The organism is Stenotrophomonas sp. GD03877 (assembly GCF_029840555.1).
GTDB classification, from domain to species: Bacteria; Pseudomonadota; Gammaproteobacteria; order Xanthomonadales; family Xanthomonadaceae; genus Stenotrophomonas; species Stenotrophomonas geniculata.
Window position 1 is genome coordinate 25,351 of sequence record NZ_JAOCCT010000021.1, and the last position, 21,059, is coordinate 46,409.

18 protein-coding genes are annotated in these 21,059 nt (G+C 67.6%); 11 read left to right on the plus strand and 7 right to left on the minus strand.

Annotated features, from left to right (window positions below):
- A complete protein-coding gene (locus N5D20_RS15500) occupies nucleotides 1-297 on the minus strand; it encodes an NHLP-related RiPP peptide (protein ID WP_109815138.1) in 297 nt (98 codons plus the stop codon).
- 138 nt (nucleotides 298-435) lie between these two features.
- On the opposite strand from N5D20_RS15500, the gene N5D20_RS15505 reads away from it, so the two are divergent.
- Nucleotides 436-1,602 carry a putative peptide maturation dehydrogenase gene (locus tag N5D20_RS15505; protein WP_159359657.1) on the plus strand — a complete coding sequence of 389 codons (1,167 nt, stop codon included), beginning with the start codon at nucleotides 436-438 and terminating at the stop codon, nucleotides 1,600-1,602.
- Nucleotides 1,603-1,621: 19 nt separating this feature from the next.
- Here the strand turns inward: N5D20_RS15505 and N5D20_RS15510 are convergent, their stop codons facing one another.
- From N5D20_RS15510 to N5D20_RS15520, 3 genes are read right to left on the minus strand one after another with little or no spacing between them, the layout of a single operon-like run.
- Nucleotides 1,622-3,604, minus strand: coding sequence for an acetyl/propionyl/methylcrotonyl-CoA carboxylase subunit alpha (locus N5D20_RS15510; RefSeq protein ID WP_279915189.1), 1,983 nt, complete (start codon nucleotides 3,602-3,604; stop codon nucleotides 1,622-1,624).
- A 26-nt stretch (nucleotides 3,605-3,630) separates the two neighbouring features.
- A complete protein-coding gene (locus tag N5D20_RS15515; protein WP_164171012.1) occupies nucleotides 3,631-5,241 on the minus strand; it encodes a carboxyl transferase domain-containing protein in 1,611 nt (536 codons plus the stop codon).
- Between the two features lie 10 nt (nucleotides 5,242-5,251).
- Nucleotides 5,252-6,415 carry an isovaleryl-CoA dehydrogenase gene (locus N5D20_RS15520; RefSeq protein WP_019337659.1) on the minus strand — a complete coding sequence of 388 codons (1,164 nt, stop codon included), beginning with the start codon at nucleotides 6,413-6,415 and terminating at the stop codon, nucleotides 5,252-5,254.
- 161 nt (nucleotides 6,416-6,576) lie between these two features.
- Between N5D20_RS15520 and N5D20_RS15525 the strand changes: the two genes are divergently transcribed.
- From N5D20_RS15525 to N5D20_RS15535, 3 genes are all read left to right on the plus strand, one after another.
- Nucleotides 6,577-7,194, plus strand: a complete 618-nt coding sequence (locus tag N5D20_RS15525) for a TetR/AcrR family transcriptional regulator (RefSeq protein ID WP_019337660.1) — start codon at nucleotides 6,577-6,579, stop codon at nucleotides 7,192-7,194.
- Between the two features lie 219 nt (nucleotides 7,195-7,413).
- Nucleotides 7,414-7,932 (plus strand): c-type cytochrome, encoded by a 519-nt coding sequence (locus tag N5D20_RS15530; protein WP_005407662.1) that lies wholly within the window; start codon nucleotides 7,414-7,416, stop codon nucleotides 7,930-7,932.
- Nucleotides 7,933-8,140: 208 nt separating this feature from the next.
- On the plus strand, nucleotides 8,141-9,586 hold the full coding sequence (locus N5D20_RS15535; protein ID WP_279915188.1) for an ExeM/NucH family extracellular endonuclease: 1,446 nt from the start codon (nucleotides 8,141-8,143) through the stop codon (nucleotides 9,584-9,586).
- A 301-nt stretch (nucleotides 9,587-9,887) separates the two neighbouring features.
- On the opposite strand, the gene N5D20_RS15540 is transcribed toward N5D20_RS15535, so the two are convergent.
- The gene (locus tag N5D20_RS15540; protein ID WP_197654740.1) at nucleotides 9,888-10,745 is read right to left on the minus strand and encodes an EamA/RhaT family transporter; all 858 of its coding nucleotides are present in this window, start codon (nucleotides 10,743-10,745) and stop codon (nucleotides 9,888-9,890) included.
- Between the two features lie 43 nt (nucleotides 10,746-10,788).
- Here N5D20_RS15540 and N5D20_RS15545 point away from each other — a divergent pair, with 43 nt between their 5' ends.
- Together N5D20_RS15545 and zapE are read left to right on the plus strand one after the other, a co-directional pair.
- Nucleotides 10,789-11,460 carry a CocE/NonD family hydrolase gene (locus N5D20_RS15545; RefSeq protein WP_043400616.1) on the plus strand — a complete coding sequence of 224 codons (672 nt, stop codon included), beginning with the start codon at nucleotides 10,789-10,791 and terminating at the stop codon, nucleotides 11,458-11,460.
- The gene (gene zapE / locus N5D20_RS15550; RefSeq protein WP_029380119.1) at nucleotides 11,457-12,557 is read left to right on the plus strand and encodes a cell division protein ZapE; all 1,101 of its coding nucleotides are present in this window, start codon (nucleotides 11,457-11,459) and stop codon (nucleotides 12,555-12,557) included. Before N5D20_RS15545 ends, zapE begins: the two co-directional genes overlap by 4 nt.
- Before the next feature lie 102 nt (nucleotides 12,558-12,659).
- Here zapE and N5D20_RS15555 read toward each other — a convergent pair whose 3' ends face one another.
- Entirely contained in the window at nucleotides 12,660-13,496 is an 837-nt protein-coding gene (locus N5D20_RS15555; RefSeq protein ID WP_262103086.1) for a YggN family protein, read from the minus strand.
- 530 nt (nucleotides 13,497-14,026) lie between these two features.
- On the opposite strand from N5D20_RS15555, the gene N5D20_RS15560 reads away from it, so the two are divergent.
- Nucleotides 14,027-16,429: a ribonucleoside-diphosphate reductase subunit alpha gene (locus tag N5D20_RS15560; protein ID WP_049409985.1), complete on the plus strand. Its 2,403-nt coding sequence runs from the start codon at nucleotides 14,027-14,029 to the stop codon at nucleotides 16,427-16,429.
- 147 nt (nucleotides 16,430-16,576) lie between these two features.
- Nucleotides 16,577-17,596, plus strand: a complete 1,020-nt coding sequence (locus tag N5D20_RS15565) for a ribonucleotide-diphosphate reductase subunit beta (RefSeq protein ID WP_005407669.1) — start codon at nucleotides 16,577-16,579, stop codon at nucleotides 17,594-17,596.
- Between the two features lie 144 nt (nucleotides 17,597-17,740).
- Here N5D20_RS15565 and N5D20_RS15570 read toward each other — a convergent pair whose 3' ends face one another.
- Entirely contained in the window at nucleotides 17,741-18,376 is a 636-nt protein-coding gene (locus N5D20_RS15570; RefSeq protein WP_043400609.1) for a LysE family translocator, read from the minus strand.
- A gap of 153 nt (nucleotides 18,377-18,529) precedes the next feature.
- Here N5D20_RS15570 and N5D20_RS15575 point away from each other — a divergent pair, with 153 nt between their 5' ends.
- From N5D20_RS15575 to N5D20_RS15585, 3 genes are all read left to right on the plus strand, one after another.
- Nucleotides 18,530-18,931, plus strand: a complete 402-nt coding sequence (locus N5D20_RS15575) for an acyl-CoA thioesterase (RefSeq protein WP_004153688.1) — start codon at nucleotides 18,530-18,532, stop codon at nucleotides 18,929-18,931.
- Nucleotides 18,932-18,986: 55 nt separating this feature from the next.
- Complete coding sequence (locus N5D20_RS15580) at nucleotides 18,987-19,793, plus strand: NAD-dependent protein deacetylase (protein WP_019337782.1); 807 nt, start codon at nucleotides 18,987-18,989, stop codon at nucleotides 19,791-19,793.
- Nucleotides 19,794-19,958: 165 nt separating this feature from the next.
- Nucleotides 19,959-21,059 carry an NADH:flavin oxidoreductase/NADH oxidase gene (locus N5D20_RS15585; RefSeq protein WP_010487030.1) on the plus strand — a complete coding sequence of 367 codons (1,101 nt, stop codon included), beginning with the start codon at nucleotides 19,959-19,961 and terminating at the stop codon, nucleotides 21,057-21,059.

A 21,059-nucleotide genomic window follows, 5' to 3' on the forward strand; every position in this document is an offset into this window, starting at 1 on the left:
TCAGGCGTTGACGCGCTCGTCGATCCGGTCGGCTTCGAAGCAGAACACCACCGTCATCGAGGCGGTTGAGGCACTCAGGTACGCATGCAGCGAATCGCGGGTGCGGCGCAGCTCCTCGACCGAAGCCAGGGTGCCGATCTTCATGCAGTCGTTCTCGCCAACCGCACCGTCCAGGCCGATCGAGGCCAGGGCCCTGCCCGGCGATGCGGTGAAGTGGTTGCGGAAGTCGTCGTTGCCGATGAGGTGGTCCAGCAGGGTGCTGGCGTCTTCGGCGGAAAGGCGGGGATGGGTGCTCATGGGGATCGTCCGTAGGTTGAGTTTCTCGTATCGGCCGCGACAGCCTGCCATTGAGGGCGGTGGCGTGCATGTCGCTAAAGTTGGCCGCGTCGCGGTCGTTGCTGCTATGCCGGTTGTGCGGCAGAAGGAAGGAAACCCATGCGCCTGCGCCGCTGCGCCAGCCTGATGTTCGAGCCCCGCGAGTCGGTCACCCTGGACCTGCGCGCGATGCTGGCCGGCCAGGCCGAGATGGACAGCCAGATCAGCTGGGTGGCCCTGGCCGCCCATCTGGACCAGCCGCTGCCGGTGGACGCCGAGGAGCGCCAGCTGCTGGGCGAGCTCAGCGCGCACCGCTGGAGCGAACCGCCGGCCGGCACCTCTCCGGCGATGCTGGCGCGCCTGGTCGAGCAGGGGCTGGTGCTGACCGACCCGCCGGATGAGGTCGGGCACCAGATGCGTGATGAGGCATTGCGACGCAGCCAGTGGTGGCCGTTGGCCGCATTGGCCCATCGCCATGCGCGCTGGCAGGCGGTGGACAGCGTGGAGGACATGCGTCGCCAGGGTCTGGATACCGCTGCCGGCCTGCGCCAGCGGCTGGGGCCGCCGCCACCGGTGGTGCAAGCCCTGCAGGGCGACTACCAGCCGCTGCCGCGCAGCGAAGAGGCCGCGTTCGACGCGCTGCTGGCGCAGCGCACGACCTGCCGCAATTTCGACCCGCAGCGTGCACTGCCATTGCCGCTGCTGGCCCAGGTGCTGCAGCGCACGCTGATGGCCCACGCGGTGCAGAAGGTCGAGCGTGATACGGAGTTCCTGAAGAAGAACGTGCCCTCCGGCGGCGGCCTGCATCCCACCGAAGGTTTCCTGCTGGTACAGAACGTGGAAGGGCTGGTACCAGGGCTGTACCACTACCACCCCGTGCAGCACGCGGTACTGCCGTTGCCCTCGCCGCCCCCCGATGCATTGCCCGCGCTGGCACGGCGGATACTGTCCGGTCAGGAGTGGTTCGCCGATGCACCGGCGCTGCTGGTGCTGGCACCGCGGTACGACCGCTGCTTCTGGAAGTACCGCAACCACGCCAAGGCGTATCGTGCGGTGACGCTGGATGTCGGCCACATCTCGCAGCTGCTGTACCTGTGCGCAACCGAGCGTGGCCTGGCGGCATTCGTCACCGCAGCCATCAACGATGCCGATGTCGATCGTGCCTTCGGTTTCGACGGCATCGGGCAGAGCGCGATGGCCATCTGCGGCCTGGGCTGGCGCAGTGCCACGCTGGACACGGCCGAATTCGATCCTGCTGGCCGGGTGGTGGTGGGCGACGACCGCTGAGCGGTCGCCGCCGCGGCGTTCACGCCGCCTCGAAGTCCACCAGTACTGCACCGTCACCCACCTGGTCGCCGGCCTTGGCGCGGTAACCCTTCACCGTGCCGTCCGCCGGTGCCTGCAGCGTGTGCTCCATCTTCATCGCTTCCAGCACCACCAGCGGCGTGCCGCGCTTGACCTCGGTACCGGCGGCGACCAGCGTCGCAACGATCCTGCCCGGCATCGGCGCCAGCAGGCTGCCGGCGTCGGCCACGGCGTGATCCGATTCACCCACCGGATCGTGCAGGGTGAAGCGGTGCTGGCCGTCGGCGCCGAACAGGTACAGCTGGTCACCGTCGCGCAGCAGCTGCAACGACCAGCGGCGCTCGCCCAGCTGCACCGTCAGGCCCTGCATATTGGCCGTGCCGATCACCTGCACCGGCGCCGCATCGTCGCACTGCACGCGCCAGCCATCGGCCTGCGCCCACACCTTCAGCGTGTGCCGGCGATCGCCCTGCTGCAGCGGCAGCACGCGTGGTGCCGATGCGCCGAGGCGCCAGCCGTCCTGGGCCTGCCACGGCGAATGCGGGTCGCGCGCGTCGGTGCTGGCACCGGCAGTGCTTGCAACGGCGGCCACGGCGACCAGCTGCCACAGGGCATCATCCGTATCGCCCCCTGCACTCAATGCCGCCTGTTCGCGTTCGATCAGCGCGGTATCCAGCTTGGCGTGCGCGAACGAATCGGTGTTCACCAGCCGGCGCAGGAAGCCGGCATTGGTGGTCACGCCCACTACCTGGCAGTCGGCCAGCGCCTGGCTCATGCGGCGCAGCGCGGCATCGCGGTCCACGTCCCAGACGATCAGCTTGGCAATCATCGGATCGTAGTACGGGGTGATGCTGTCGCCTTCCTCCACGCCGGTATCCACGCGCACATGGGCAGACGGCGCCGGCAGGCGCAGGCGGCGCAGGGTACCGGTGGAGGGCAGGAAGCCGCGGTCGGCATCTTCTGCGTACAGGCGTGCTTCGATGGCATGGCCGTGGATCGCCAGCTGCTCCTGGCGCAGCGGCAGCGGCAAGCCCGAGGCCACGCGCAGCTGCCATTCCACCAGGTCGGTGCCGGTGATGTATTCGGTCACCGGGTGCTCGACCTGAAGGCGGGTGTTCATTTCCATGAAGTAGAAATCGCCGTCCGGGCCGGCGATGAACTCCACCGTGCCGGCACCGACGTAGCCCACCGCGCGCGCGGCATCGACCGCCGCCTTGCCCATTGCAGCACGACGTTCTGCGCTCATGCCCGGGGCGGGTGCTTCTTCCAGCACCTTCTGGTGGCGGCGCTGCACCGAGCAGTCGCGCTCGAACAGGTAGACCGCCTCACCGTGGCTGTCGCCGAACACCTGGATCTCGATATGGCGCGGGCGCTCGACATACTTCTCGACCAGCACGTGGTCGTTGCCGAACGCCGAGGCGGCCTCGCGCTGGCAGCTGGCCAGCGCATCGACGAAGTCCTCGCTGCGCTCGACCTTGCGCATGCCCTTGCCACCGCCACCGGCGCTGGCCTTGATCAGCACCGGGTAACCGATGGCGTCGGCCTGTTCGCGCAGGAAGGACGGTTCCTGCTGGTCGCCGTGGTAGCCCGGAGTCAGCGGCACGCCGGCTTTCGCCATCAATGCCTTGGCCGCGCTCTTGTCGCCCATCGCGCGGATGGCGCTGGCCGGCGGCCCGATGAAGGTGATGCCGGCGGCGGCGCAGGCATCGGCGAAGTCGGCATTCTCGGAGAGGAAGCCGTAGCCGGGGTGGATGGCCTGCGCGCCGGTCGCGCGTGCGGCGTCGAGCAGGGCATCGCCGCGCAGGTAACTCTCACGTGCGGCGGCCGGGCCGATGTGGATGGCTTCGTCGGCCAGCCGGACGTGACGCGCGTTGCGGTCGGCATCGGAATATACCGCCACGGTGGCGATGCCGAGGCGGCGGCAGGTGGCGATGACGCGACAGGCGATTTCGCCGCGATTGGCGATCAGGACTTTGGTGAACATGGCAACAGGCTCGGTCATGGCACGGGTTACATGCGGAACACGCCGAAGCGCGTCTGCTGCGGGGCGGCGTTGAGGCTGGCCGACAGCGCCAGGGCCAGTACGCGGCGGGTGTCGGCCGGATCGATCACGCCGTCGTCCCACAGGCGCGCGCTGGCGTAGTACGGGTGGCCCTGCTGCTCGAACTGCTCGCGGATCGGTGCCTTGAACGCATCTTCCTCCGCTGCCGGCCACTGGCCGCCCTTGGCTTCGATGCCATCGCGCTTGACCGTGGCCAGAACGCTGGCGGCCTGTTCGCCGCCCATCACGCCGATGCGTGCGTTGGGCCACATCCACAGGAAGTTGGGCGAATAGGCGCGGCCGCACATGCCGTAGTTGCCGGCACCGAACGAGCCGCCGATGACCACGGTGAACTTGGGAACCTTGGCGCAGGCTACTGCCATCACCAGCTTGGCGCCGTCCTTGGCGATGCCGCCCTGTTCGTACTTGCGGCCGACCATGAAGCCGGTGATGTTCTGCAGGAACACCAGCGGGACGTTGCGCTGGGTGCACAGCTCGATGAAGTGCGCGCCTTTCAGTGCCGACTCGGAGAACAGGATGCCGTTGTTGGCGATGATGCCGATCGGGTAGCCGTTCAGATGCGCGAAGCCGGTAACCAGTGTTGCGCCATAGCGCGGCTTGAACTCGTCAAAGCGCGAGCCATCGACCAGGCGTGCGATCACTTCGCGCACGTCGTAGGGCTTGCGCGTATCGGCGGGAATCACCCCATACAGTTCATGCGCCGGCAGCAGCGGTTCCTCGGGCGCCTGCACCGCCATCGCCGGCTCCGGCTTGCGCCAGTTCAGCTGGGCGATGATCGCGCGTACCCGTGCCAGCGCCTGCAGATCGTTGTCGGCCATGTGGTCGGCCACGCCGGAGATGCGCGTGTGTACGTCGGCACCGCCCAGTTCCTCGGCCGTCACCACTTCACCGGTGGCGGCCTTCACCAGCGGCGGGCCGCCGAGGAAGATCGTGCCCTGCTCGCGCACGATCACCGTCTCGTCGCTCATCGCCGGCACGTAGGCACCACCGGCGGTGCAGCTGCCCATCACGCAGGCGATCTGCGGAATGCCCTGCGCCGACAGGTTGGCCTGGTTGTAGAAGATGCGGCCGAAATGATCGCGGTCGGGGAACACCTCATCCTGCAGCGGCAGGAAGGCGCCGCCGGAATCGACCAGGTAGATGCACGGCAGGTGGTTCTGCTCGGCGATCTCCTGCGCGCGCAGGTGCTTCTTCACCGTCATCGGGTAGTAGGTGCCGCCCTTGACCGTGGCGTCGTTGGCCACGATCACGCATTCCACGCCGCTCACGCGGCCGATGCCGGCCACCACGCCGGCGGCGGGCACGGCATCGTCATACATGCCGTGCGCGGCCAGCGGCGCGATTTCCAGGAAGGCGCTGCCGGGGTCGAGCAGGGCGTCGATACGGTCGCGCACCAGCAGCTTGCCGCGCGCGGTGTGCTTGGCGCGTGCCGCCTCGCTTCCGCCCAGTGCAGTGCGGGCAAGCGTGGCGTGCAGGTCGTCGACCACGGCCTGCATGGCCGCGCGGTTGCTTTCAAACGTTTCGCTGCCCGGTTGCAGCTGGCTGTTCAGGACGGTCATCGCGGTGGCCTTACAGGGTGCGCTGGAACAGTTCGCGGCCGATCAGCATGCGGCGGATCTCCGAGGTGCCGGCGCCGATTTCATACAGCTTGGCGTCGCGCCACAAACGGCCGGTCGGGTATTCGTTGATGTAGCCGTTGCCGCCCAGGATCTGGATCGCCTGGCCGGTCAGCCAGGTCGCCTTCTCGGCGGCGTACAGGATGGCACCGGCGGCGTCCTGGCGGGTGGTGCGGCCCTGGTCGCAGGCGCGTGCCACGGCATAGACATACGCACGGCAGGCGCCCAGGCCCACGTACATGTCGGCAATCTTGCCCTGGATCAGCTGGAAGCTGCCGATCGCCTCACCGAACTGGTGGCGCTCGTGCACGTAGGGCATCACCACGTCCATCGCCGCGGCCATCAGGCCCAGCGGGCCGCCGGACAGCACCACGCGCTCGTAGTCCAGGCCGGACATCAGCACGCGCACGCCGCCACCGATCTGGCCCAGCACGTTTTCTTCCGGTACTTCGCAGTCCTGGAACACCAGCTCGCAGGTGGGCGAGGAACGCATGCCCAGCTTGTCCAGCTTCTGCGCGGTGGAGAAGCCCTTCATGCCCTTCTCGACCAGGAACGCGGTGATGCCCTTGGCGCCGGCGTCCATGTCGGTCTTGGCATAGACCACCAGCACGTCGGCATCCGGGCCGTTGGTGATCCACATCTTGTTGCCGTTGAGCACGTAGCGGTCACCACGCTTGTCGGCGCGCAGTTTCATCGACACCACGTCCGAACCGGCACCCGGCTCGCTCATCGCCAGCGCGCCGACCAGGCTGCCGTTGCACAGGCCCGGCAGGAAGCGCTGTTTCTGTTCTTCGTTGCCATTCTTGCGCAGCTGGTTCACGCACAGGTTGGAGTGCGCGCCGTAGGACAGGCCGATGCCGCCGGAAGCACGCGAGATCTCTTCCATCGCCACCACGTGGGCCAGGTAGCCCATGCCGGTGCCGCCGTATTCTTCTTCCACGGTGAGGCCGAGCAGGCCCTGTTCGCCCAGCTTCGGCCACAGGGCCAGCGGGAACTGATTGGTGGCATCGGCCTCGGCGGCCAGCGGTGCGACCTCGGCGGCGGCAAAATGGGCCACGCTCTGGCGCAGCAGGTCGATGTCTTCGCCAAGGTCGAAGTTCAGGGATGGCACGTGCATTGTGGTGGCTCCACGGCGGGATGGCAGGAAATGGACGCACCCGGCGGGGGAGCGGGCGGCGGTCTGCAGGACCGCTGCCCGCACGGGCGATTGGACCCCAGCGTAGCGGGGTTCGGGTAAGAAGTGAATACAAATTCAAAAATTGAAACTAGAATCAAAACATGGCCTACAAACGCTCTGCACTGATGGAAGAACGGCTGGCCGGGGCCCGTGAACGGATCCTGTTGGCCACCCGCGAGCTGGTCGCCACCGGCGGCTGGCGCAATGCTCCGGTAACCGCCGTGGCGACCCAGGCGGGGGTGTCCACCGGCCTGATCTACCGGCACTTCCCGTCCAAGGCCGAGTTGTTCGTGGAGGTGCTCAACGCCGCCGTGGCCCACGAGGTTGCGATCATGGAACGCATCGCCAGCGGCCCGGAGGTGGCCAGCGAGCGCCTGCGGCTGGCGATCACCGCCTTCGTCCGCCGCGCCCTGGCCGGGCCGGGGTTGGCGCACGCCTTCATCGTTGAACCGGTCGACCCGGACGTGGAAGCCGAGCGCATGCGCGGTCGCCGCGCGTTCGGTGACGTGTTCCTGCGGCTGGTGGAGGAGGGCGTGGCGGCCGGTGAGCTGCCGGCGCAGGACGCGCATGTGGCCGCCGCCTGCCTGGTCGGCGCCTTCACCGAAGCCATGGTCGGCCCGACCGCGCCCAGCCGCGAAGCACACCGCGACGAAGACGCACTGGTGGATGCGATCTGCAGCTTCTGCCTGCGTGCGATCGGCGCCCCCGCAAAACGGTAGCGCCGGGCCATGCCCGGCGGCTGTTGCCATCCTCGACCGTTGTTGCCGCGCTTCGCGCTCGCCGGGCACGGCCCGGCGCTACCCGCATGCGGCCACGGCCGCATGTTGCGCCGCACCAGCAGTGACGCCTGTTGTCGCACGCAAAGCGCGTTCTATACTCGGTCCATCACGCAGTCGCTCAGCCGTGGTCCAACGACTATCAGCCAGGGGTAACGAAGAGTGCGGAATTACGATCTGGAGTTCCTGAAACGCTTCTCCATGGTGATCGCGCTGCTGGCGACCATCACCCTCGGCCTCATCCTCCTTGCCGCCTACATCCACACCCGGATTCCGCCCGAGGTGTCGCCGACCGCGGCCAAGCGCACCGAACAGCGCATCTCGCCCACCGGCGCGGTCTATGCCGGCAGCACCGGCGCCGCCGCGCAGGCCGCCGCCAAGGCCGCCGCGCTGGCCAAGGCCGCGTCGCAGGTGGCCTACGGCGGCACCAAGGACGGCAAGGTCATCTTCGACAACCTGTGCACCGCCTGCCACACCACCGGTGTGGGCATGGCGCCGACACTGGACCATTCGCACTGGGACAAGCGCATCGCACAGGGCAAGGACACCCTCTACAAGCACGCCATCGAGGGCTACACCGGCCCGGACGGCGGCATCATGCCGCCCAAGGGCGGCAACCCGGCGCTGACCGAGGAACAGATCCACGCCACCGTGGACTGGATGCTGGGCAACCTGAAGTAGACGCCCCAACGCGCCGCTTCCTGTAGAGCCGAGCCCACGCTCGGCTGCTCTCCGCGCGGCGTGGCCATGTGCAGCCGAGCATGGGCTCGGCCCTACGATCCCGAGGCTTTGCCCAGCGAGGCCTGATCGCTCAGATGACCCCGCTGCGCAGGCGGGGTTTCGCATTTCAGGGTTAGTCTGTGCGCCTCTTCCATGGAGTCGCCCGTCGATGCGCCGCCGTTCCCTCGCCCTTGCCCTGTCCCTGCTGCTGCCGGCCAGCGCCTTTGCCCAGGCCCAGCCGCAGGCCGCACCGGCTACGACGCCCGCTGCCGCGCGCAGCAGCGCCAGCGTGGTGCTGACCGCCGCGCCGGCCGACTGGCGCGCGCTGGATGGCCAGCGCGTGCGCATCGCCGCACCGCTCACCCTGGCCGGCACCGATGGCCTGGAGCGCTTCGGCCAGCTCACCGTGGCCTTCGATGGCCGCCTCTGGCAGCCGACCGAAGTGGCCGCGCCGGGTACGGCCGGCTATGAGCAGGTGATGGCCGACAACCAGCGTCGTCGCCTGGTGCTGGACGATGGCAGCGATGCCCGCGATCCGGCCAGCGTGGCCTACCTGCCGGGCAACCCGGTGCTGCGCACTGGCATGCAGCTGCGCAATGTGGAGGGCATCGTGCGCGTGGATGCACAAGGCCGTCCGCGCCTGCAGGTCGAGGGTGCGCTGAAACTGCCGGAACTCAAGCGCCCGGCAGTGCCGACCGTGCCGGGTAGCCTGCATGTGGCCGCTTTCAACCTGGAGAACTTCTTCAACGGTGATGGCCAGGGCGGTGGCTTCCCGACCCTGCGCGGCGCGCGCACGCTGGACGAGCACAAGGCGCAGGTGGTCAAGCTGGTCACCACGGTCAACGCGCTGGGCGCCGATGTCGCCGCGCTGATGGAGCTGGAGAACGACGGCTACGGTCCGCAGTCGGCCATCGCCGAACTGGTCGATGCGCTCAACCGGGACCGCGGTGCGCAGGGCGACTGGCGCTTCGTCGACGCGGGCAACGGCCCCGGCGACAACCCGATCCGGGTCGGCATCATCTACCGCAGCGCGCGCCTGCAGCCGGTCGGCAAGCCGGCCACGCTGACCGGTGGCCCGTTCGTCGAGCACAGCCGCGTGCCGCTGGCGCAGGCCTTCCAGGGCAAGCACGGCGCGCCGTTCGTGGTGGTGGCCAACCACTTCAAGTCGAAGGGCTGCCGCGACGCCGCCGGAGCCGACGCCGACCGCAACGACAACCAGGGCTGCTGGAACGCCACCCGCGTGACCTCGGCGCAGCAGCTGCATGCCTGGCTGCAGACGGATCCAACCGGTACCGGTGCAAAGGACGCGGTGCTGCTCGGCGATTTCAATGCCTACGCGATGGAAGACCCGATCCGCACCCTGCATGACCTGGGCTGGCAGGACGCGTTCAAGGTCGCCAAGGTCGAGCATCCCTACAGCTACGTCTACAACGGCTATACCGGCCGCCTCGACCACGCGCTGCTGAGCCCGGGCATGGCCAAGCGCCTGCGCGGCGCCGCCGAATGGCACAGCAACGCCGACGAGCAGGACGCCAGCGGCTACCAGGGCCGCAACGTGCAGGGCTCGTGGCGCAGCTCCGACCACGACCCGCTGCTGCTGGGCTTCGACAGATAAGGTTCGCCGGGGATCTGCTCTGGGAGGCACCTTGATCGGCACGGATGCTGCCGTTGCTTTTGATCTACCAGTCCGCCTTCAAGCGAGCCGAGCATCGCAGGTGAATCAGGGGCGAAGAGGCGCCGATGTCTGAGCGCAGCGACTTCGGCGCCGTCCCCTGGTTCACCGAGAAGCGCAGGGAACCGGTGCACAGCACCGGCTCGCGGCTGGCGGCGCGTTTCTTTTGGTTACTTTTCTTTTCGCGCGAAAAGAAAAGTGACATCCCACCGCGGGCGCGGAAATGGCCCGCCGCAACCAACGCTCACCCCCAGGCGATCAACCCGATCGCCAGCACCGCCAGCGCCAGACCTGTGCGGTTCCACCTCGTGGTCGCCTCGCCGAAGACGAACACGCCCACCAGCGCGCCCAGCACCACCACGCCGATGTTCATGCCGGCGAACACGGTGGCTGGGCTCTCCGGCATCGACTGGTGCGCATGCACATAGAACAGGATGTTGCCGCCGTTGAGCAGGCCCAGCAGCGCACCCGCGCCGAGGTTGCGCCAGGCCAGCCGGCTGCGGCCACTGAAGTGCCGCCACAGCTGCAGCGCCAGCATCAGTACGAAGGCCACGCTGAAGCTGGCCAGCACCGCCGCCATCGACGGCGTGCCCGACAGCGCCACCTGCTTGAGCAGCACGTCGACCACCGCGAACCCGGCCCAGACGCCCAGCAGCCAGCCCCAGCCACCGGGTGAGGACGACACCGCCGGTCCGCGCGGGCGCAGGCTGATCGCCACCATGGCGACCAGGCCCAGCGCCAGGCCGACCAACTTCCACGGCGTGGCGGTCTGGCCGAAGAACAGGAACGCGGCGGCCAATGACAGCAGCAGCGACAGCCGCTGCGCCACGTCGCTGCGGACGATGCCGGCCACCGCCACCGCGCGGCCCAGCACCAGGAAGATCGACGGCAGCACCACCGCCAGCGCCAGCAATGACAGCCACGGCGCATGCGGCGCGCGCAGTGCATCCAGCGGCGGCTGCAGCACCCCGGCGGTGAGCGTTGCAGCCACCAGATAGTTCCAGGTGACCATCTGCGCCACATCCAGCTGGCGGCGGTTGGCCAGCTTCAACAACACCGAAACCAGCACGCTGCAGATCACGGCCAAGGAAAGGTAGAGCATGGGGCGGGCACAGGGCGGGGGCAGGGGACGGTATCATGGTGCCATGCACAAGCCTTCGTTCCCCGTCGCCCCTGGCGAAACCGCCTGCCTCGAACTGGACGGCCCGGCCGGCCCGCTGGAAGTGGTCGTCGACCTGCCCAAGGCCGATGTGCCGGTGCAGCCGATCGTGGCCATCGTCTGCCATCCGCTGTCCACCGAGGGCGGCACCCTGCACAACAAGGTGGTCACCATGACCGCCACCACCCTGCGCGAGCTGGGCATCGCCACGGTGCGCTTCAACTTCCGCAGTGTTGGCGCGTCGGCCGGTGAGTTCGACCACGGCGTGGGCGAGCAGGACGACCTGAAGGCCGTCGCCGCCTGGGTGCGCAGCCAGCGTCCGGACGACCGCCTGTGGTTGGCCGGTTTCAGCTTCGGCTCGTTCGTGTCGCTGAAGGCCGCTGCCGCGCTGCAGCCGGAAGCGCTGATCTCGATCGCGCCGCCGGCCGGTCGCTGGGATTTCGATGGCATCGCACCGCCGGCGCGCTGGCTGGTGATCCAGGGCGAGCAGGACGAGATCGTCGACCCGCAGGCCGTCTACCAGTGGCTGGACACGCTGGACTTCCCGCATGAGCTGGTGCGCATGCCCGAGACCAGCCACTTCTTCCACCGCAAGCTGATCGACCTGCGTGGCGCGCTGACCCACGGCGTGAAGCATTGGCTGGGCGCAGCGGCATGAGTGCAACCGAGTTGACCCCGTCGCAGCGGTACGCGGAAGGGGTCGCCCGTGGCGACTGGCAGAACGACCCGGCCCAGCATGCGGCGCTGGCCGAGCTGGACCGCATCCACCTGGGCCTGCTGGACAGTGCCGAGGACGGTTGGCTGGACCGCCTGTCCTCGTTCTGGAAGAAGCCCGAGCCGGTGAAGGGCCTGTACTTCTGGGGCGGCGTCGGCCGCGGCAAGACCTTCCTGGTCGACCTGTTCTACGACGGCCTGCCGATCAAGCAGAAGTACCGCACCCATTTCCATCGCTTCATGCGCAGCGTCCACGAGCGCCTGCGCGAGCACCAGGGCCAGAGCGACCCGCTGGCGAAGATCGCCCAGGAATGGCGCAGCAACCTGCGCGTGCTGGTGCTCGACGAGTTCTTCGTCACCGACATCGGCGATGCGATGCTGCTGGCGCGGTTGCTGGAGCGCCTGTTCGCCGAGGGCGTGACCCTGGTCACCACCTCCAACACGGCGGTGGAGAACCTGTACCTCAATGGCCTGCAGCGCGAGAGCTTCCTGCCGGCCATCGGCCTGCTGCAGCGCTTCTGCGTCGAGTTGTACGCCGAAGGCACCGAGGATTACCGCATGCGCGCGCTGACCCGCTCGCCGGTGTACCGCGCACCGCTGGCGGCCGACAGCGATGAGTGGCTGGCTACGCGCTGGAACGAGCTGAGTGGTGGCCAGCCGGCCAAGGCCGGCAACATCGAGATCGAGGGTCGCAAGATTCCGGTCCGTGGCCGCGGCAAGAGCATCGCCTGGTTCGATTTCGCCGCGCTGTGCGAGGGCCCGCGGGGGCCCTCGGACTACATCGAGATCGCGCACGAGTTCAACACGGTGCTGCTGGGCGGCATTCCGGCATTCGATCGCCTGAACGAAGATGCCGCGCGCCGCTTCGTCAACCTGATCGACGAGCTGTACGACCGCCACGTCAACCTGGTCTGCACCGCCAGCACCTCGCCGATCGAGCTGTACACCGGCCAGCGCCTGCAGGGCGCGTTCGAGCGCACTGCTTCGCGCCTGATCGAAATGCAGAGCGCCGAATACCTGGGCACCCCGCACCGGGCGTGAGGGTAGTGCCGTTTGTAGAGCCGAACCCACGCTCGGCTGCCTTTGCATGATGTGCCGAAAAGCAGCCGAGCGTGGGCTCGGCTCTACGACAGCACAGCGCGGCTATCGGGTGGGCGCAACCGCGCTCCCCAACGGCCGCTCATCCGGCCCGGCCGACACATGCAGCCCCGTACCGCTGCCGTGCTCCGCCCGTACGCTCTCGCCGCGCTCCAGCAGCCGCAGTGGCTGTCCCTGGTAGCGCACTTCCAGCGCATCGTGGGCCTCTGCCAGTGAACGCACCAGCGGGCAAAGGGCCATTGCCTTGGCTTCCAGCTGCTGGCTGCGCGCTTCCATGCGGCGGTCGACCTCGGCATCGAGGCGGTCGGCGCGGCGCTCCATGGCCCCGGCGCGGCCGGTGAACACCTGCCACAGCACGCTGCGGGTCATCGACCCGGCCATCGTCTCGGCCATCTGCTCGATGTGCGCGTCGAAGCCGTCGCCGAAGGCTTCCTGTTCCCAGTAGCCGCGGCCCAGGCTGGCGTCGATCCAGTCCTGCATCTCGCCGCGCATCGCCCGCATCTGGCGGTTGCGGGACTTGCCGGTGATGGCCTCGAAGGCAGCGTCCAGCGCATCGAAGGTGACCCCGGAGACTTCGTGGGCCAGTGCGGTGGCCGCCGGCATCAACTGGCGGGCACCGGCCTCCATCTGCCGCAGGCGGGCGGCATCGGCGGCGCTGACCGGCACCATGGTGCCGTCCAGGCTCAGCTCGCCATCGTGGAACACCACTTCATGCGGCGCCTGCGGGCCATGCCGCAGCCAGATGCCGCCGCTGTCCACCAGCACGTCATAGTCGGTATGGATGCCGCACTGGTCCGAACGCAGGTCCGGCCCCTCGGCGGCCAGCGCCGGGGCAATGAACAGGGCAGGCAGCAGGGCCAGCGCGGGCAACCACAAGTGCATCGGAGCATCCTTTTCCCGGAGCGAGTGGCCAGCATCCGCTGCCCGCCCGAGCGCGTCACCGGCCGGAAGTCACCCGTCCACCGGATTCCCACCGGCTGCCCACCACCTATCCACAGGGTTGTCCCTAGCCAGTTTCATCACTGTCATGTGAAGCTGTCATTGTTCCGTTTTCGCGGTGCGTTGTACCACCGCAATGACGCCTTTCGGGCTTGACTGCGCAGCCCGTTCCGGCAGGTCTGAAGCGTCTGATCCGGGCGCCGATGGCACGATCCTTGCGGCGCAAGGGATTGCCGAATTTCACTACATTTGGCGTTGACGGACCCCATTACCCCCACTATCTTGTGGCCATCGGTCGCAGCAACCCCAATTCCAGGGGGTGCCAGGGGTACCCATCCGCGATCGCCAACGGCAGTGGCAGGCGCAGGGTCTCATCCCCTGCGACGCCGTCCTGCCATCCTGGGCTGTCATGTCCCGGGCTGCGTCACCCGATGCATCGAGCACCCACCAATCACGCCAAGAGGACACACGCCGTGACCACCGAATCCAGCGCCACCATCGAGAAGGAAAGCGAATTCCTGTTGACGTCGCCGCCGACGGCCAACGCGATGAGTGTGACCAAGCGCAATGGCACGACCGAACTGGTGGACCTGAACAAGATCGTGCGCGCGGTGCAGCGTTCCTCCGAAGGCCTGCACGCCGTCGATCCGATGCGCGTGGCCACCCGCACCATTTCCGGCCTGTACAACGGCGCCACCACCCGCGAGCTGGACGAACTGTCCATCCGCACCGCCGCCCTGCTGATCGGTGAAGAGCCCGAGTACGGTCGCCTCGCTGCGCGCCTGCTGGCCAACTACATCGCCAAGGAAGTCTCGGGCCAGGAAATCTACGCCTTCTCGCAGTCGGTCAGCCGTGGCCACGAAGTGGGCCTGATCAACGACCGCCTGCTGAACTTCGTGCAGACCAACGCACGCAAGCTCAACGATGCCATCGACATCTCGCTGGACCTGAACTTCGATTACTTCGGCCTGCGTACCCTGTACGACCGTTACCTGCTGCGCCACCCGCACACCCGCAAGGTGATCGAGACCCCGCAGCAGTTCTTCCTGCGTATCGCCAGCGCGCTGAGCGAGGACGTGTCCGAGACCCTGGCGCTGTACAAGCGCATGGGCAACCTGGACTACCTGCCGTCCAGCCCGACCCTGTTCAACTCCGGCACCACCCACGAGCAGCTGTCCTCGTGCTTCCTGCTGGATTCGCCGCAGGACTCGCTGGAGTCGATCTATTCCAAGTACGGCGACATCGCCCAGCTGTCGAAGTTCTCCGGCGGCATCGGCGTCAGCTACACCCGCGTGCGTTCGCGTGGTTCGCTGATCAAGTCGACCAACGGCCACTCCAACGGCATCGTGCCGTGGCTGAAGACCATGGATTCGTCCGTGGCCGCGGTGAACCAGGGCGGCAAGCGCAAGGGCGCGGCCTGCGTGTACCTGGAAACCTGGCACGCCGACATCGAGGACTTCCTCGAGCTGCGTGACAACACCGGTGACGAAGCCCGCCGTGCGCACAACCTGAACCTGGCCAACTGGGTGCCGGACCTGTTCATGAAGCGCGTCGAAGCCGACCAGGAATGGTCGCTGTTCGATCCGCGCGTCGTGCCGGAGTTCACCGACCTGTTCGGCGAAGCCTTCGAGCAGGCCTACCTGCAGGCCGAAGCCCAGGGCAAGGCCAACCGCACCATCTCCGCGCGCAAGCTGTACGCCCGCATGATGCGTACGCTGGCCGAGACCGGCAACGGCTGGATGACCTTCAAGGACAAGTGCAACCGCGCCAGCAACCAGACCCTGCGTCCGGGCAACGTGATCCACCTGTCCAACCTGTGCACGGAAATCCTGGAAGTCACTTCCAACGATGAAACCGCGGTGTGCAACCTGGGTTCGATCAACCTGGGCAACCACTTCGACGAGCACAACGAGTTCGACTTCGAGAAGCTGGCCGAGACCGTGCGCCTGGCCGTGCGCCAGCTCGACCGCGTCATCGACCTGAACTTCTACCCGATCGAAACCGCCCGCCGCGCCAACCTGCGCTGGCGTCCGGTCGGCCTGGGCTGCATGGGCCTGCAGGACGTGTTCTTCCGCAAGCGCCTGCCGTTCGACAGCGCCGAAGCCCGCGCCCTGTCGAAGAAGATTGCCGAAGCGATCTACTTCCACGCGCTGGAAACCTCCTGCGAGCTGGCCCAGGAACGCGGCAAGCACCCGTCGTTCAACGACACCCGTGCCGCCAGCGGCGAACTGCAGTTCGACGCCTGGAACGTGGTGCCGGAAGACACCGCACGCTGGGATGCCCTGCGTGAGCGCATCAAGGAACACGGCCTGCGCAACTCGCTGATGATCGCGATCGCCCCGACCGCAACCATCGCCTCGATCGCCGGCTGCTACGAGTGCGTCGAGCCGCAGGTGTCCAACCTGTTCAAGCGCGAGACCCTGTCCGGTGACTTCCTGCAGGTCAACCGCTACCTGGTGAACGAGCTGAAGAAGCTGGGCCTGTGGACCGCCGACATGCGCGATGCCATCAAGCTGGCCGAAGGTTCCATCGCCGGCGTGGCGCAGATTCCGGAAACGCTGCGCGAGGTCTACCGCACCGCGTGGGAACTGCCGATGCGCTCGCTGATCGACATGGCCGCCGAGCGTGGCGCCTTCATCGACCAGTCGGCCTCGCTCAACCTGTTCATGGAAAGCCCGAACATCGGCGCGATGTCCTCCATGTACATGTACGCCTGGAAGCAGGGCATCAAGACCACCTACTACCTGCGTTCGCGCCCGGCCACCAAGATCGCCAAGACCACGGTGAGCAGCGCGGCCCCGGCCAAGGTGTTCAGCCCGGACGAAGCCATCGCCTGCTCGCTGGAAAACCCGGAAGCCTGCGAGGCCTGCCAGTAACACGCCGCGCGGTGGCTGCCGACCGTTGGTCGGCACTCGAACACCTCGCACCTGTAGAGCCGAGCCATGCTCGGCTGCAGCACGGAAACACCAAGGTAGCGCCGGGCCACGCCCGGCGTTTTGACCCGAGAATTCAAGGAAACACCCATGGCCGACAAGCCCAAGCAGATGCTGCTCGATCCCGGTTTTGAACTGACCCTGCGCCCGATGCGCTACCCGCAGTTCTATGACATGTACAGGAACGCGATCAAGAACACCTGGACGGTGGAAGAGATCAACTTCCAGATCGACATCACCGACCTGCACAGCAAGATGTCGCCGGGTGAGCGCCACCTGATCCACCGGCTGGTCGCGTTCTTCGCCACCGGCGACTCGATCGTGTCCAACAACCTGGTGCTGAACCTGTACCAGCACCTCAATGCGCCGGAAGCGCGCATGTACTTGTCGCGCCAGCTGTATGAAGAAGCGCTTCACGTGCAGTTCTACCTGACCCTGCTCGACAACTACCTGCCGGATCCGGAAGAGCGCGCCAAGGCGTTCTCGGCGGTGGAGAACATCGACTCGATCAAGAAGAAGGCCGACTTCTGCTTCAAGTGGATCGACTCGATCCAGAGCCTGACCCGCATCGAGACCCGCGAACAGCGCCGCCAGTTCCTGCTCAACCAGATCTGCTTCGCCGCTTGCATCGAAGGCCTGTTCTTCTTCGCTGCCTTCGCCTACGTGTACTACTTCCGTTCGCGTGGCCTGCTGCCGGGCCTGGCCTCGGGCACCAACTGGGTGTTCCGCGACGAGAGCGCGCACATGGAGTTCGCGTTCGAGTCGGTGCGTGTGGTGCGTGAGGAAGAACCGGACCTGTTCGACGAAGAGATGAAGCAGCAGGTCTACGACATGCTGGCCGAGGCGATCGAGTGCGAAGTGCAGTTCGCCGAGGACGTGCTGTCCGGCGGCGTGGCCGGCATTTCCACCCGCGACATGCGCCAGTACCTGCAGCACTGCGCCGACCAGCATTTCGCCAAGCTGGGCATGGAAAAGAAGTACAACGTGCGCAACCCGCTGCCGTTCATGGAACTGCAGGACGTGCAGGAACTGACCAACTTCTTCGAACGCCGCGTCTCGGCTTACCAGGTCGGCGTGCAGGGCGAAGTGGCCTTCGACATGAACTTCTGATCGAACCGGTCAAGCCTGTCGCAACAAAAAACCCCGGCGATCGCCGGGGTTTTTTGTTGCGCGCCTGGCTTTTGCAGAGTCGAGCCATGCTCGACTGCTGTCCGCGAAGATCAGTCGAGCATGGCCCGACTCTACAAAGAGCGGCTATCGCCGCCCTTCCACCGCCATGCGCACCGCCAGCCCGGCCAGTACCGTGCCCATCAGCCAACGCTGCACCATCTGCCAGGTGGGGTGCGCGGCCAGGAAGCCGGCGATGCTGCCAGCGGTCAGCGCGATCATGCCATTCACGCTGACACTGACCAGGATCTGGGTGGAGCCCAGCACGATCGACTGCATCAGCACGCTGCCTTCGCTGTCCGGGTGCAGGAACTGCGGCAGCAGCGACAGGTACATCACCGCCACTTTGGGGTTCAGCAGATTGGTCAGGAAGCCCATCGTGAACAACTTGCGCGGGCTGTCCTGCGGCAGGTCGCGCACTGCAAACGGCGAACGGCCACCCGGCTTGAGCGCCTGCCAGGCCAGGTACAGCAGGTACAGCGCGCCGCCAATGCGCAGCGCGTCGTAGGCGAACGGTACCGTCATCAGCAGGGCGGTGATGCCCAGCGCTGCGCACAGCATGTAGAACACGAAGCCCAGCGCCACCCCGCCCAGCGAGATCAGTCCCGCCATCGGGCCCTGGCAGATCGAGCGCGAGATGACGTAGATCATGTTCGGCCCGGGCGTGATCACCATGGCCAGCGAGACCAGTGCAAAGGCCAGAAGGTCGGAAGTGGCGGGCATGGGTGGTCCTGGCGGTGGGCGTGGCGCAGTGTAGCGCCTGCCATGGGCGGGGCCTGCGCAGGCACCGCTGCCAGGTGGCCATTGCACATGCGTTCCGATGGCCGTCACGCCGGTCGCATAAAATTATCGGACCCCACACACCGAAGCACCCCCATGACCCCGATCCCCGAGACCGTGCCGCCCACCGAAGTGCGCATGGCCGAAATCGTCTTCCCGAACCACACCAACCACCTCGGCACCCTGTTCGGTGGGCAGGCACTGGCGTGGATGGACAAGGCGGCCTTCCTGGCCGCCGCCCGCTACTCACGCCGCACCGTGGTGACCGCGCGCAGCGACCAGGTCGACTTCAAGCTGCCGATCCGCATCGGCCAGATGGTGGAGACCATCGGCCGCATCGTCGAAGTCGGCCGCAGCTCGATGAAGGTCGAGGTGGAGCTGGTCGCCGAGGACCTGCACAGCGGCGAGCGCAAATTGTGTACCCGCGGCCACTTCGTGATGATCGCGCTGGACGAGGAAGGCCACCCGATCGCGGTGCCACCGCTGCCGGCGGCCTGACCCGGCCAACGGACCGGCGCTTGCGGGGGCGCCGCCGCGCCCCCATCTGGCAACCATGACCCCGCCACTGACCGACTTCATCGACCGCGCCCAGCGCCTGTTCGTGCTGACCGGCGCTGGCTGCAGCACCGCCTCGGGCATTCCCGATTACCGCGATACCGACGGCCAGTGGAAACGCACGCCGCCGGTGACCTACCAGGCCTTCATGGGCGAGGCGGCCACCCGCCAGCGCTACTGGGCGCGCAGCCTGCTGGGCTGGCCGCGCTTCGGCCTGGCCCGGCCCAACGGCACCCACCAGGCCCTGGCTGCCCTGGAAAGCCGCGGCAAGCTGCAGGTGCTGCTGACCCAGAACGTGGACGGCCTGCACCAGCGGGCCGGCAGCCGCAACGTGATCGACCTGCATGGCCGACTGGATCGGGTGCGCTGCATGGGCTGCGAACGCCGCAGCGGCCGCGAGGACTTCCAACAGCGCCTGCTGGACGCCAATCCGGGCTGGGACGCGCTGGAGGCCGGTATCGCCCCGGATGGCGATGCCGATCTGGAGACCGATTTCTCCAGCTTCGTGGTGCCCGATTGCCCGTCCTGCGGCGGCCTGCTGAAGCCGGACGTGGTGTTCTTCGGCGAAAACGTGCCCCGTGAACGCGTGGCAGCGGTGCATGAGCACCTGCAGCAGGCAGACGCCGTGCTGGTGGTGGGTTCTTCGCTGATGGTCTATTCCGGTTTCCGCTTCGTGCAGGCGGCGGCCAGGGCAGGGCTGCCGGTGGCGGCGCTGAACCGCGGCCGCACCCGTGCCGACGACCTGCTGCAGTTCAAGGACGAGCGGGACTGCGCTGAGGCGCTTGCAGGGCTCGTTACCGGGTAGCGCCGGGCCATGCCCGGCGGAAACGGGGTGCCGCGCCGCACGTTCGCCGGGCATGGCCCGGCGCTACCCATCATGCGTCCCCGCGAAACAGCGATCCATCCAGATGGTTGATCCGCGAGCCGCGCAGCGGTGCAATACGCACCCCCTACGTCGTTCATCACCGTCTTGAGCCAGCTGTTCTCGCCGATTTCATTCGGCCCCCTGACCCTGTCCAACCGCATCGTCATCGCGCCGATGTGCCAGTACTCCGCCGAAGACGGTCGCGCCAGCGACTGGCACGCCATGCACCTGGGCAACCTGGCGCAGTCGGGCGCTGGCCTGCTGATCCTGGAAGCCACCGCGGTCGAGCCGCGCGGCCGCATCAGCTGGGCCGATCTGGGCCTGTGGGACGACGGTACCGAAGCCGCGTTGGCACAGGTGCTGGCCAGCGTCCGCCGCTGGTCGCCGATGCCACTGGGCATCCAGCTCGGCCACGCCGGCCGCAAGGCCTCGGTGAAGCGCCCGTGGGACGGCGGCGGCCAGTTGCCAGCCGATGATGCGCGTGGCTGGTCCACCGTGGCGCCGTCGCCGCTGCCGTTCCATGCCGGCGATCCGGCACCGCAGGAACTGGACGAGGCCGGCATCGCCGAGGTCATCGCCGCCTTCGCCGCCAGTGCGGTGCGCGCCGAGCGCCTGGGCTTCGAGCTGATCGAGCTGCATGCCGCGCACGGCTATCTGCTGCACCAGTTCCTGTCGCCGCTGAGCAACCGCCGCACCGATGGCTATGGTGGCTCGCTGCCGAACCGCCTGCGCCTGCTGGTGGAAGTGTTCGACGCGGTGCGTGCGGTAGTGTCCGACAAGGTCGCCGTGGGTGTACGCATTTCCGCCAGCGACTGGGTCGACGGTGGTTGGGATCTGGTGCAGAGCGAAGCACTGGCCCAGGTGCTGGACGCGCGCGGCTGCAATTTCCTGCATGTCTCCAGCGGCGGCCTGGACGAGCGCCAGAAGATCACCGTCGGCCCGGGCTACCAGGTGCCGTTCGCGGCGGCGATCAAGGCCAAGGTGCGCATGCCGGTCATCGCTGTGGGCATGATCACCGAGCCCGAGCAGGCCGAATCGATCCTGCGCCATCGCCACGCCGATGCCGTGGCCCTGGCGCGCGGCATCCTCTACGACCCGCGCTGGCCGTGGCATGCCGCCGCCGCGCTGCGCGACAGCGTGGAACCGGCGCCGCAGTACCTGCGCTGCGAGCCGCGCGACGCGCGCGGCGTGTTCAAGGCGCGCTGA